Source organism: Scandinavium sp. UTDF21-P1B (genome assembly GCF_040750395.1).
Lineage (GTDB): Bacteria > Pseudomonadota > Gammaproteobacteria > Enterobacterales > Enterobacteriaceae > Scandinavium.
This window is the reverse complement of sequence record NZ_JBFLVD010000014.1, coordinates 222,508-235,232: the sequence shown is the minus strand read 5'-3', so window position 1 is coordinate 235,232 and position 12,725 is coordinate 222,508. Positions and strand designations below refer to the sequence as shown.

10 protein-coding genes and 1 riboswitch are annotated in these 12,725 nt (G+C 55.1%); of the genes, 5 read left to right on the top strand and 5 right to left on the bottom strand.

Annotation, left to right across the window (positions count from 1 at the left end; genetic code table 11):
* Positions 1-14: 14 nt before the first annotated feature.
* Complete coding sequence (locus AB1287_RS11855; RefSeq protein WP_312625611.1) at positions 15-437, bottom strand: DUF1249 family protein; 423 nt, start codon at positions 435-437, stop codon at positions 15-17.
* Complete coding sequence (gene nudF, locus AB1287_RS11850) at positions 434-1,066, bottom strand: ADP-ribose diphosphatase (protein WP_312625610.1); 633 nt, start codon at positions 1,064-1,066, stop codon at positions 434-436. Before nudF ends, AB1287_RS11855 begins: the two co-directional genes overlap by 4 nt.
* A 199-nt stretch (positions 1,067-1,265) precedes the next feature.
* Between nudF and tolC the strand changes: the two genes are divergently transcribed.
* The 3 genes from tolC to AB1287_RS11835 all read left to right on the top strand — a co-directional run bounded on the left by tolC (position 1,266) and on the right by AB1287_RS11835 (position 4,747).
* Positions 1,266-2,744 (top strand): outer membrane channel protein TolC, encoded by a 1,479-nt coding sequence (gene tolC, locus AB1287_RS11845; RefSeq protein WP_435617880.1) that lies wholly within the window; start codon positions 1,266-1,268, stop codon positions 2,742-2,744.
* A gap of 171 nt (positions 2,745-2,915) precedes the next feature.
* The gene (locus AB1287_RS11840; protein WP_312625608.1) at positions 2,916-3,581 is read left to right on the top strand and encodes a DUF1190 family protein; all 666 of its coding nucleotides are present in this window, start codon (positions 2,916-2,918) and stop codon (positions 3,579-3,581) included.
* Between the two features lie 5 nt (positions 3,582-3,586).
* A complete protein-coding gene (locus AB1287_RS11835) occupies positions 3,587-4,747 on the top strand; it encodes a glutathionylspermidine synthase family protein (protein WP_435617879.1) in 1,161 nt (386 codons plus the stop codon).
* Positions 4,748-4,793: 46 nt separating this feature from the next.
* Here AB1287_RS11835 and ygiD read toward each other — a convergent pair whose 3' ends face one another.
* Positions 4,794-5,585 (bottom strand): 4,5-DOPA dioxygenase extradiol, encoded by a 792-nt coding sequence (ygiD, locus tag AB1287_RS11830; protein ID WP_435617878.1) that lies wholly within the window; start codon positions 5,583-5,585, stop codon positions 4,794-4,796.
* A gap of 195 nt (positions 5,586-5,780) precedes the next feature.
* Between ygiD and zupT the strand changes: the two genes are divergently transcribed.
* A complete protein-coding gene (zupT, locus tag AB1287_RS11825; protein ID WP_312625605.1) occupies positions 5,781-6,554 on the top strand; it encodes a zinc transporter ZupT in 774 nt (257 codons plus the stop codon).
* A gap of 49 nt (positions 6,555-6,603) precedes the next feature.
* Here zupT and ribB read toward each other — a convergent pair whose 3' ends face one another.
* Positions 6,604-7,257 (bottom strand): 3,4-dihydroxy-2-butanone-4-phosphate synthase, encoded by a 654-nt coding sequence (ribB, locus tag AB1287_RS11820; protein ID WP_435617877.1) that lies wholly within the window; start codon positions 7,255-7,257, stop codon positions 6,604-6,606.
* A 102-nt stretch (positions 7,258-7,359) separates the two neighbouring features.
* Positions 7,360-7,509, bottom strand: a riboswitch (FMN riboswitch).
* A gap of 122 nt (positions 7,510-7,631) precedes the next feature.
* On the opposite strand from ribB, the gene ubiK reads away from it, so the two are divergent.
* A complete protein-coding gene (gene ubiK, locus AB1287_RS11815) occupies positions 7,632-7,913 on the top strand; it encodes a ubiquinone biosynthesis accessory factor UbiK (RefSeq protein WP_435617876.1) in 282 nt (93 codons plus the stop codon).
* 60 nt (positions 7,914-7,973) lie between these two features.
* Here the strand turns inward: ubiK and AB1287_RS11810 are convergent, their stop codons facing one another.
* A complete protein-coding gene (locus AB1287_RS11810) occupies positions 7,974-12,407 on the bottom strand; it encodes an autotransporter outer membrane beta-barrel domain-containing protein (RefSeq protein ID WP_435617875.1) in 4,434 nt (1,477 codons plus the stop codon).
* Positions 12,408-12,725 lie beyond the last annotated feature (318 nt).

The window sequence follows — 12,725 nt, the reverse complement described above, 5'->3', positions numbered from 1 at the left end:
TAGGTTTCACGACGCTAACAAACCGGAATCGCCATCGCTCCATGTGCTAAACAGTACCTCAGCCAGTCGGCCAAAAACTGGTTAATTTGATGCTTTTCGTCGCGTTGATGCAACTTTTTATTCGGGTAATCATACCGTGCCTGGAAGCGAAAAATCTGCTGACTCGAACACACTTCAGCCACCATCGCATCGTGGTAAAGGCGCACCGTCATTGACGGCAGGCTCCAGTAGCTCACGGCGGGCACGGTCTGCTCAATTTCCACCAGAGTAGTGTAGCGGGTCGATTCGCTGATCGTTAACCGGTATTGCGCATTGGCCACCTGATAGCTCACCGTTTCGCCGGGCGCATCCGTTTGGGGCAGCAGTCGGCGCAGCTGGGCGAAGTTGGTTTCGCACAGACGCATCATTTCAGGGAAGTCAGGTGTATAGCGCTTCATTTTGTCCACTCGTTTCGTAATGCCTGATAATGCAATTGCAGCCATTGCAGGGCGATGACAGAGGCTGCGTTATCGATTGTTCCCTCTTCTACCCACCGGTAAGCCTGTTCCCGGCTAACCACATGCACCCGAATATCTTCGTGTTCATCTGCCAGACCGTGAATACCGTGCGCGGTCGTGGCGTCCACTTCGCCGACCAGAATGGTCAGGCGCTCGCTGGTGCCACCTGGACTTGCCAGATAGCTGAGCATATTTTTGACTCGTTTCACGTCGAGACCGGCCTCTTCCACCGCTTCACGGCGGGCCACGTCCTCAGGTGTTTCGCCCTCTTCAATCATCCCGGCAACCATTTCCAGCAGCCACGGGCTTTCGCTGGTATCGTAAGCCGGGATGCGAATCTGCTCCACCAGCACAACTTCATCACGCACTGGGTCAAAGGGTAGCAAGACTGCGGCATGCCCGCGTTCAAAAATTTCACGACGCACTTCACCGCTCATTTCACCATTGAATAACCGGTGACGGAAACGCCACGACTCCAGCGAAAAAAAACCGCTGTAGAGCGTTTCTCGTGCAATAATTTCTACATCATTTTTGCCGTAAGTAACGACTGACTGTGGTTTGTTGCTCATCGTTCATTCCTGGTGACTTCGTGATGAAATTATGGATTTCCGGCCCATTTGACTACTTTTTAATGGTGCTGTGATAGATTGGTGCAAATTAACGTCAGATGGCACGATACGCCAACTTTTTAAGCGGCAAGACTCTGGTACAATCGACGAATCTTTTTGAATTAGATCAGCGCTAAATGCTTCACAACAAGGAATGCAAATGAAGAAATTGCTCCCCATCCTTATCGGCTTAAGCCTGACGGGCTTCAGCGCACTAAGCCATGCGGAAAACCTGTTGCAGGTGTATCAGCAGGCACGTTTGAGCAACCCGGACCTGCGTAAGTCCGCGGCAGATCGTGATGCTGCATTCGAAAAAATTAACGAAGCACGCAGCCCGTTACTGCCTCAGCTCGGTTTAGGCGCAGATTATACCTATACGAACGGCTATAAAGATCAGAATGGTATCAATTCTAATGCGACCAGTGCCTCATTGTCCCTGACGCAAACCATTTTCGATATGTCGAAATGGCGCGCCCTGACGCTGCAGGAAAAATCCGCGGGTATTCAGGACGTCACCTACCAGACCGATCAGCAAACCCTGATCCTGAACACGGCAACCGCTTACTTTGGCGTGCTGAGCGCTATCGATTCGCTCTCCTACACCGAAGCACAGAAACAGGCGATTTACCGACAGTTGGATCAGACGACTCAACGTTTTAACGTCGGTCTCGTGGCTATCACTGACGTGCAGAACGCCCGTTCACAGTACGATACCGTGCTGGCAAACGAAGTCACTGCCCGTAACAACCTCGACAACGCCGTTGAGCAGCTGCGCCAGGTCACCGGTAACTACTATCCGGAACTGGCCTCTCTGAACGTCAGCAGCTTCAAAACGGACAAGTCACAGCCGGTGAATGCGCTACTGAAAGAGGCTGAAAATCGTAACCTGGCGCTGTTGCAGGCTCGTTTGAGCCAGGACCTGGCGCGTGAGCAAATTCGTTATGCAGAAACCGGCCATATGCCGACCGTGGGTCTGACAGCGTCTACCGGCGTTACGGATACCAAGTATAACGGTAGCAACGCCACCAGCAGCCAGTATACCGATCGCAACATCGGTCAGAATCAGATTGGCCTGAACTTCAGCCTGCCGCTGTATAGCGGTGGCTCAGTCACCTCGCAGGTGAAACAAGCGCAGTACAACTTTGTTGGCGCAAGCGAGCAGCTGGAAAGCGCGCACCGCAACGTGGTACAGAACGTGCGTTCTTCCTTTAATAACATCAACGCTTCCGTGAGCAGCATCAACGCCTACAAACAGGCCGTTGTTTCTGCGCAGAGCTCACTGGATGCGATGGAAGCCGGTTACCAGGTCGGTACCCGCACCATCGTTGACGTTCTGGATGCGACCACCACGCTGTACAACGCAAAACAGCAGCTCTCCAGCGCGCGTTACACCTATCTGATCAACCAGCTGAACATCAAGTCAGCGTTGGGTACGCTCAATGAGAACGACCTGCTGGCCCTGAACGGCACGCTCGGTAAGCCGGTTTCCACCTCTCCGGAAACCGTTGCGCCTGAGAATACCCAGCAGGACGCTAACGCGGATGGTTATAATGGCAATGGCGCCAGCACCGCACCTGCGGCGCAGCCAGCCGCCCAGCGAACCACCAGCAGCACTGGCTCTAACCCGTTCAAAAACTGATTCGGGCTGCCCCGGCGGCATCGTTCGCCGGGGTTTATTCCTTTTCTCACAGCTCCCACAAAAATAAACGTAAGGCAACGTAAAGATCTGCGTCGCTCGTCCCTCATCGCTTCAATTTCAACCACTCATCCACTATCCTGAGCGCTACCACTGGGTCCAGGATGAAAGATAATGAAACGGACAAAAACAATTAATCACGCTTCGTTCCGCAAGAACTGGGGCGCACGCCATTTGACGCCGGTTGCGCTGGCGATCACTGCAGTCTTTATGCTTTCAGGCTGCGAAAAAACAGATGAAACGGTATCGATGTACCAGAACGCGGATGATTGCTCGAGTGCCAACCCGGGCAAAAGCGCCGAATGTACCGCCTCGTACAATAATGCGCTGAAAGAAGCCGAGCGCACCGCGCCAAAATACGCCAGCCGTGAAGACTGCGTGGCAGAGTTTGGCGAAGGCCAGTGCCAGCAGGCGCCAGCCCAGGCAGGCATGGCTCCAGAAAATCAGGCGCAGGCCCAGCAGGGCGGCGGCAGCTTCTGGATGCCGCTGATGGCAGGCTACATGATGGGCCGCATGATGAGTGGCGGAATGCAGCAGCAGCCGCTGTTCAGCTCAAAAAACCCGGCAAGCCCGGCGTACGGTCAGTACACCGACGCAGGCGGGAAAAGCTACGGCGCGGCGCAGTCCGGACGCACCATGAACGTGCCGAAAACCGCGATGGCACCAAAACCAGCCACCACCAGCACCGTCACCCGCGGTGGCTTTGGTGAGTCCGTCGCTAAACAGTCCACCATGTCGCGCAGCGCTGCGGGAACCTCCACCCGTTCGATGGGCGGCTAACCGTCATGGAAAGAGTCAGCATCACCGAGCGCCCGGACTGGCGCGAAAAAGCCACCGAGTATGGCTTCAACTTCCACACCATGTACGGTGAGCCGTACTGGTGTGAAGACGCCTATTACAAACTGACGCTTGATCAGGTCGAGAAACTCGAAGACGTCACCGCCGAACTGCATCAGATGTGCCTGAAAGTTGTGGAACGCGTGGTCAGCAGCGATGAACTGCTGACTAAGTTCCGCATCCCGAAGCACACCTGGAGCTTCGTGCGCCAGTCCTGGCAAACGCAGCAGCCGTCGCTCTACTCCCGCCTCGATCTGGCGTGGGACGGCAAAGGTGAACCTAAGCTTCTGGAGAATAACGCAGACACACCAACGTCTCTGTACGAAGCAGCATTCTTCCAGTGGATTTGGCTGGAAGATCAGCTCAATGCCGGAAAGCTACCTGAGGGAAGCGATCAGTTTAACAGCCTGCAGGAAAAGCTGATTGAGCGCTTTGCCGTGCTGCGTGAACAGCATGGTTTTAATCTGCTGCACTTTGCCTGCTGCCGTGACACCGAAGAAGATCGCGGTACCGTGCAGTATTTGCAGGACTGCGCCAACGAAGCCGGCGTCGCCAGCGAATTTCTGTACATCGAAGATATCGGGCTTGGCGAAAAGGGTCAGTTCACCGATCTGCAGGATCAGGTTATCAGCAATTTGTTCAAGCTCTATCCGTGGGAATACATGCTGCGGGAGATTTTCTCCACCAAGCTCGAAGACGCTGGCGTGCGCTGGCTGGAGCCGGCCTGGAAAAGCATTATCTCCAACAAAGCCCTGTTGCCAATGCTGTGGGAAATGTTCCCGGATCACCCGAACCTGCTGCCAGCGTATTTCGCCGAAGACGAATATCCGGAAATGGCGAAGTACGTGAAGAAACCGATTTTCTCCCGTGAAGGCGCAAATGTGTCGATCGTGGAGAACGGTGAAGTGCTGGAAGCGGTTGAAGGGCCTTACGGCGAAGAAGGCATGATCGTCCAGCAGTTTTGCGAACTACCGAAATTTGGCGACAGCTATACGCTGATCGGTAGCTGGCTGATCAACGACCAGCCTGCCGGGATCGGCATTCGTGAAGATCGGGCGCTGATCACTCAGGATCTGTCACGCTTCTATCCGCATACTTTTGTGGAGTAACGCTCTTGCAAATGCCCGGCGACGCGTTGTTTTCCGGGCAATTTCATCACTCCCCGATCTGTACCGAAAGCATACTCAGACTCCCCATCTCAATCCCGTCTGTCACAATGTTGACAGGCTCCTGCCCGTCCCACGCGCCCAGCACATACAGCAGCGGTAAATAGTGATCCGCCGTCGGGTTCGATAATGAACCGCCTTCATGATCGAGGTAATTTACCAGCGGATGTTCTTCCGCTGGCCCTTGCCAGGTCAGGTTATCTTTCACAAATTCATTGAACGAGGTCGCCCAAGGATACGGCGAGTTTTCGCCATGCCAGCGCGCTGTGCGCAGGTTATGCACCACGTTACCGCTCGCCACCAGCATGATACCTTCATCGCGCAAAGCCGCGAGTTTACGTCCCATTTCGAGATGCCAGGCAGCGGGTTTCGTGCTGTCTATGCTCAGTTGCACCATCGGGATATCAGCATCCGGGTACATCTTAATGAGCACGCCCCAGGAGCCGTGGTCAAAGCCCCAGGCTTCTTTATCAAGCGCAACGGGCACAGGAGCTAACAGCTCAACCAGCCGCTGAGCAAGCTCTGGCGACCCCGGAGCCAGGTAGTGCGTGTCATACAGCGCCTGCGGGAATCCACCGAAATCATGAATGGTTTTCGGGGCTTCCATCGCCGTGACGCCCGTTCCTCGCGTAAACCAGTGCGCGGAAATCGCCACGATCGCTTTTGGGCGCGGCAGCGTTTCGCCCAGCTGCTGCCAGGCACGCGTGTACACGTTATCCTCCAGCACGTTCATCGGGCTACCGTGACCTAAAAACAGAGCTGGCATACGGGAAGAAGACATGATGATATCCTTACAGGAACAGTCGGATTGATGGCTCTACATTACGCGGTTTTGAGTGCGGATGAACTCAGATAACGGTGATGATGATCATCAGGAAATTTGAATGTAAGGACACGTAAAAGCACCTTTGCCCCCTCGCTTTTGGGAAAAGGGAGCTTTACTATAAATGATAATGGTTATCATTAAGGAGTTTCTATGTCAGTACCTTTGATTCTGACCTTACTTGCCGGTGGGGCCACCTTCATCGGGGCGCTGCTGGGCGTTATAGGCCAGAAGCCTTCTGATCGCGTACTGGCCTTTTCTCTTGGCTTCGCTGCCGGGATTATGCTACTGATTTCCCTGATGGAAATGTTGCCCGCCGCGCTCGGCACGGAAGGGATGTCGCCGGTGCTCGGCTACGGTATGTTTGTGATTGGACTGCTTGGCTACTTCGCGCTTGATCGTATGCTGCCGCACGCCCACCCGCAGGATTTGATGCAGGGCGACAAAGCCATCATGCCACGTAACCTGCGCCGGACAGCAATCCTGTTAACGCTCGGCATCAGCCTGCATAACTTCCCGGAAGGTGTTGCAACGTATGTCACCGCCAGCAGTAATCTGGAACTCGGCTTTGGTATTGCGCTCGCCGTTGCGCTGCACAATATTCCGGAAGGTCTGGCCGTCGCCGGGCCGGTCTATGCCGCCACGGGCTCGAAACGTAAAGCGGTGTTCTGGGCAGGGATTTCAGGCATGGCTGAAATTCTTGGCGGGGTGCTGGCATGGCTGATTCTGGGAACGCTGGTATCACCGGTGGTCATGGCTGCCATCATGGCCGCGGTGGCCGGAATTATGGTGGCACTGTCGGTCGATGAATTGATGCCGCTCGCCAAAGAGATAGATCCGCATAACAACCCGAGCTACGGCGTGCTGTGTGGCATGTCGGTGATGGGGCTGAGCCTGGTGCTGTTACAGACGATGGATTTCGCATAGCAAAACGCCGGGATTATCCCGGCGTTCTTCATTTCAGCGTCAGGCAGACTTAGCTGGCCTTACGCTCATGCTTTTGGCGATATTCCACCAGATCTTCGATGGTCACCACCGGCATATTGTGTTCCACAGCAAACTTGATGCACTCCGGCGCACGCGCCATGGTGCCGTCATCGTTGGTCAGTTCACACAGCACACCCGCAGGTTTGAAACCTGCCAGGGTCACCAGATCGATGGTCGCCTCCGTGTGACCGCCGCGAGTCAGCACGCCACCCGCCTGCGCGCGCAGAGGGAAAACGTGGCCCGGACGATGCAGATCGGCAGGTTTCGCGCCATCGGCAATGGCGGCACGCACGGTGGTGATGCGGTCGGCCGCAGAAACGCCGGTGGTCACGCCATGCGCCGCTTCGATAGTCACGGTAAAACCGGTGCCGAAGGCGCTGGTGTTGTTGTCTACCATCATCGGCAGGTCAAGCTGCTTGCGGCGCTCTTCGTTGATGCACAGGCACACAATGCCGCTGCCGTGGCGGATAGTCAGCGCCATCTGCTCAACGGTCATTGTTTCAGCGGCAAAGATCATATCGCCTTCGTTTTCACGGTTTTCATCATCGAGTACCATCACGCCGCGGCCTTCGCGCAGCGCGGATAACGCGTGTTCTACACGTTCAAAAGCGGTACCAAAAGAGGAAAGTAGCGTCTGATTCATGGTAAAAGCCCTCATTAAAATTATGGTTACCAGAATCAGGGCAGTCTTAGGAGCGCCGACGCAGCGGCAAAAAAATAACGTGAGCGGGCCTTGCCCGTAGATCGTTACTCTCTCCCATCCGGACTCTAACCGTCGGCCCCGGAATTACACCGGATCTGCTGACCTTCAGACTGACGCCTGAAGCGCTCGCGGGCTTTCAACCTGGGTTGATTTACCGCCGGTGGGGAATTTCGCCCCGCCCTGAGAATAAGCGAGATAACTATAACGCTAATGATTATCTCCGGCAATGCATAAGCTTCAAACATTTCTGGTTTATAGCGCAGGCTATAGGCACTACAATAATCTGCAAATCAGACCCGATCAGGAAAACCGTAATGATTGATCCGAAGAAAATTGAACAGATTGCCCGCCAGGTTCACGAGTCGATGCCGAAAGGCCTGCGTGAGTTTGGTGATGACGTCGAGAAGAAAATCCGTCAGGCGCTGCAGTCTCAGCTGACCCGTCTGGATCTGGTAAGCCGTGAAGAGTTTGACGTACAAACGCAGGTGCTGCTGCGCACCCGTGAGAAGCTGGCTCTGCTGGAGCAGCGCCTCAGCGATCTGGAAGCCCGATCCACGCCGGATGCGGCATCACCTTCAGCAGAAAATCAGCAGTAGCCTGCTCTCTGCCGATCAAAAAACCCGTCACGCAGGACGGGTTTTTTATTTGGTATCAGGTTACCAGCTGTATTTAACCCCCAGCATGGCTTCCGTATTGCTGTAGCCTTTATCGCCTATCTGCTGACCCACGTTGCCCCAGGCCGTCAGATTGTTGCTCAGCTTACCTTCCACCCCTGTTTTCAGCTCACCCAGATTACGCGCGCCGGACTGGCTCAACGTCACATTATTCATTGTTACGCTGAAATCACGGGTGTTATGGATCCAGTTAGCCTCAACAAAAGGTTCAAACTCGCGATCTTTACCGTCATCAAGCCGGCTGTGGCTTTTCAGGTAAGTACGCACGCCAAGACGGGTTTGCACGTTGCCATCACCGTTGCTGCTGACGTGGGTGCCGTTGCTTTCGGTGTGATCATCTGCACTAACCCCCATCCAGATAGCCTGGGCCTGCGGCTGAATATAAACGGTATTGAGCGTACCTTTACTGCCGTTGAACTCACCGACTTTCCACGTATAGCCACTTTCCAGCGATGCAGTCAGCCCCTTAGAGTCGTACTCCTCGCGGGCCAGATCTTCACCGTTGACCGTGTTTTTCAGCCAGCTATAGCTGGCCCAGGAGTCCACGTAAAGCCCCGTCTTCTCCGCATCATTGGCATACCAGGTGCCGTACACGCCAACGTTATAGCCGCTGACCCGACCATCTGAATGGTAGCCTGTCACATCAGAGCGGGTGTTGCTGTGGTTATTACCGTAGCCGGCCATCAGGCCCAGATGCCCTCGATCCAGTCCGTCGCTGCTCCACTGCGCCACGTCACCGCCCAGCATCACAACGTACTGGTTGCTCTGGGTTTTCTGCTGCCCCGTGCTGTCTCTCCATGTGTTATGGGTGCCCACCTGGCGCAGCCACAGGCTGGTGACGCGCTTTTCGCCAGTTAAAGCATCGGTATATTGGGTCTCGCCCAGGCGATCGTGGAGTCGGGTAACAAAAAGAGTGTTTGCTGCCGCAACGTTGGCGATATAGCTCCCGGCTTCCACACGATACATCGGCGTTCCCGGATTCACATGTTCCGTCGGGTTGGTTGGCCCGACTGGCTGCGTGGGGGCATTATTCGTCAGATACCAGTTATCAGGATCGCTGGCCCCACCTTTACCGCGCTCCAGGTTATAGTCCCAGGCGCCCGCAACAATACGCCCATCTTTGGTAAAGGTACCGGCCGAATTTCCTTCAACGGAGATGATCTCAATACCGTTCAGCGTTCTGGCCCCGCTGCCCCCCGCATTTCTCACGCTCACCAGCGTATTGCCGCTGGTGTCGCCCATTACCGTCATATGATCGGTCAGGGAGCTATCGTCACCCAGGGCGGTGTTGAAAGCGATTTTTCCGCCCTCTCCCAGATAGTTGCCGTTAACCGTCAATGAGTTGCCTGCCAGCACATCGCTACCGGTCTGGCCCAGCTGGATCTGCCCGCTGTTAGTGAGATTGCCGCCGACCGTCAGCGCGTCGTTATTACTGCTAACCGCCGCCAGAGTTGCGGCGAGGGCCTGACGAGCAGCCGCAGAAACCACCAGCCCGGCGTGTCCAACCTGCAGCAGGCCTTTGTTATCAACGCTGCCGGCTGCGGTGCCGTTGCCGGCCAGCAGTCCGCCTTCCGCAATATTGACCTGAGAAGATGAGAGCGTCAGATCGCTGCCGCGATCGCCGAATATTAACCCACCTCCGGTAATATCCGTGGTGCCGGTATAGGTCATATTCTGCGCAGCAAGCGTGACCAGCCCGGCACCCTCTTTCACGAGATTACCCGCACCGCTCACCGCGTTTTCCAGCGACCAGTTGCTGTCGGTCACCAGCGCCAGCGTACCTTCATCATGAATAACCGACTGGCCCAGATGAGACGCCTGCCCTGCGGTCAGTCGGCTGGCATTATCGATATTAAATTCGCCGCTGAAGCCGCGATTATCGCCGGCCAGCACGGTCTGACTGCTGTTCAGATTGACCTGGCCGCTGTTGCTCAGGTTATTTGCAAACGTTCCTGCCGCGCCATTCAGGTTAAGCACGCCGCCGTTGTCGATATTTCCACTTCCCAGCCCCTGGACGCTGTCCAGATTAATAGTCGAACCGCTTTTCAGGGTCGTGGTGGCAGTCATCGCCGTGTTTGCACCATTAATCGTCAGCTCACCGCCGTTCAGCGTCAACGCTCCCGCCCCCTGCAGATGCCCATTCACCGTACCGCCGTTATTGATTCCAAGGCTGCCACCAGCAATATCGATCAGCGAACCGGCCGCAGTGTCTACGGCCCCTACGGTCTGTGCATGTCCGCTCATTGCCAGGCCCGTGCTATCGGCAAGCTTCAGCAGTGAAGTCTGGCCCAGTACGTTATCGTTGCTCATCAGCAGCGTACCGCTGCGCACATCCGTAACGCCGGTGTAATCGTTGCTGCCGTTGGAAAGCGAAACGGTTCCGCTGCTGGTATCGATAGCCAGATCGCCGCTTCCGGTCACCTTAGCGCTAAGATCGGCGGCGTTCCCCGTGCTGCTACCGCTGTTCAGCACAAGGGCGCTGTTGCCCTGGCCAATCAGGTTTACCTCTTTCAGCGCATAGGCCACATACAGGCCATCATTGCTATCACCGGAGGTTAAACGCCAGTCCCAGGTTCCTTCCGCTACCTTGCTGCCGCCGTCCCGATCGAGAATATCCTGCGTTTTACCGCTGCTGATAACGTTGCCGCTGCTGTCTTTTAGCTCAAGCGCACCGCCCGTTCCGGTTACCGTACCGTCCGAGCCGGCGAGCCTGATAAGGGTATCGCCATCATCCTGCTCCAGCAGAGGAACCCGGCCATCCGTCTGGGGCGGCGTATTCACCGCATCGCCCAGATCAACCTGCACGGTTCCTGAGCCGCTAAGATCGAGGTCCTTTGCGGTTTGAATCGTATTATCAGACGTCTTCTCTCCCGGTGCGACCGAGCCGAAAATAACGGTTCCGCCGTCAAAGGCCAGCCCGCCGATATGCTGCTGCCCGCTGCCCACGGTCGTTACGCTGCCTGCACCGGCCTTCAGCGTGGCGTTGCTGAGCGCTTCAGTATTGATGCCCTCCAGCGCCAGGGTACTGTTACCCAGCGCCAGCGTACCTTCAAAGCCATCGTCTTTGTTGTTGCTGGTAAAATCGAACGCATTGCCGCTGGTATCGGTGCTGACGGTACCGGTGCCGCTAAGATGTCCGGTAAAGGCCACGGCATTATCATTGTCAATCGCGAGGGTGCTGGTTGCATCGATAGTAAAGCCGGTGCTGGCATTATCGTCCTGGCTGTCGCCCAACTTGAGATCCCGGTGATCCAGCGTCAACGTGGAATTGTTCGTCAGGTTAACGGACTCAAATCCAGAGAGGATATTCGCATCGCGATGAATATATTGACTGTTGTCTAAAGTGAAGCGATCGGTGCCAGCCCCACCATCAATGACAGGAGATGAGGCGGTTGTGGCCGAGCTTTGGTTGATAAGGGTGACTTCATCATTGCCAATTTTATCGCCGCTGGGATCGCCATCCATCAGAATACTTCCTTTGATGGTACCTCCGTTTTGCCAGACAAGCCTATCATCGCCGATGCCACCCAGGATATTGCCGTCAACGATCGCGGTGCCTGAGATATTAAAGCTGTCATTGTTGACCTGCCCCTTTACATCCCCGAGTATTTCACCGCCGGACATCCGAAAATCATCATTTCCCAGGTTGAGCGCAACGCTTCCGATAGTCCCCCCGGTGATGGTGACAATATCGCCATCATTAAACTCCCCGGTAATGGTGCCGCCCGACATTTCGAAAGTATCTCTGCCGCCGCCCTGCCTGAAGTCACCTTCAATGGTGCCGCCGGTGATGGTGGCGCGATCAACACCCGGCCCAACGCCTTGATCAACGGTGCCTCTGATCGTTCCCCCGTCCATCGTAAAAGTGTCGTTACCGCTACCGGATGTACCAGTAGAGCCAAAATCCTGATCGACGTTACCATCGATAAGACTTCCGACACCCACCGACAGCGTGTCATTGCCGCTCCCAAAGATAACGGCATTATTTTTAGCGTCACGTCCGGTGATGGTACCGTTGTTATTTAATGTGTTGCCGCCGCTTCCCTGAAACATAATTCCCGGCCCGGCAGTGCCGGTAATAGAGCCGTTATTCGTAACGGTACTGCTGCCCTCACGCAGCAGCAGGCCCGACGTAGAGCCACTAATCGTCCCGTCGTTGGCGATCTTACTGCCATCGCCCAGGGAAATAGCCGGACCGGTGGTCACGTTTAATTCGCCGCTCGGAAGCACATTCACGGTCACGTTCGTCACGCCGGCGCCGCTCACGACGGCGGTACTTTCAGGTGTCGTCGCATCGCAAGTCACGGTCTGACCGTTCGCGGGAGACGTCTCGTTGCATGTGGCCCAGGCCTGGCCTGAGGTCAGCGCCAGACAGATGCAGGAGGTAAGGAAAGAGAGACTACAGGTTGGTTTCATTGTATCACCCCAAAAACACAAAATTCCGTAAAAATGCGCAAGACATAGCGTTAACAACCACAAAAAAGCACAAAACTTAAGAAATGCATGAACAAGTCAAAAATAATAAGAATTTTATATACACAAACACTTATCCTAAATTTTCCTAGGTAAATATCTGTGCCAGCATTCAGGAATCAGATGAATGTTAATGATAGTTGCAATACCAGCAAACGAAAGTTATCAATAAGTTAAAATTTGATAAGCGTCGCAGATACAGAGATGAAGGGCGTTTTTGGTGCCGGGACGGGAGAGCGCCCAAAAAAAAGCGCCCCTCTG

Coding starts and splice junctions, on each gene's coding strand:
- ribB (WP_435617877.1), bottom strand. CDS start 7,257: ATGAATCAGACGCTACTTTCCTCTTTTGGTACCGCTTTTGAACGTGTA.
- AB1287_RS11810 (WP_435617875.1), bottom strand. CDS start 12,407: ATGAAACCAACCTGTAGTCTCTCTTTCCTTACCTCCTGCATCTGTCTG.
- zupT (WP_312625605.1), top strand. CDS start 5,781: ATGTCAGTACCTTTGATTCTGACCTTACTTGCCGGTGGGGCCACCTTC.
- tolC (WP_435617880.1), top strand. CDS start 1,266: ATGAAGAAATTGCTCCCCATCCTTATCGGCTTAAGCCTGACGGGCTTC.
- AB1287_RS11835 (WP_435617879.1), top strand. CDS start 3,587: ATGGAAAGAGTCAGCATCACCGAGCGCCCGGACTGGCGCGAAAAAGCC.
- AB1287_RS11855 (WP_312625611.1), bottom strand. CDS start 437: ATGAAGCGCTATACACCTGACTTCCCTGAAATGATGCGTCTGTGCGAA.
- ygiD (WP_435617878.1), bottom strand. CDS start 5,585: ATGTCTTCTTCCCGTATGCCAGCTCTGTTTTTAGGTCACGGTAGCCCG.
- AB1287_RS11840 (WP_312625608.1), top strand. CDS start 2,916: ATGAAACGGACAAAAACAATTAATCACGCTTCGTTCCGCAAGAACTGG.
- ubiK (WP_435617876.1), top strand. CDS start 7,632: ATGATTGATCCGAAGAAAATTGAACAGATTGCCCGCCAGGTTCACGAG.
- nudF (WP_312625610.1), bottom strand. CDS start 1,066: ATGAGCAACAAACCACAGTCAGTCGTTACTTACGGCAAAAATGATGTA.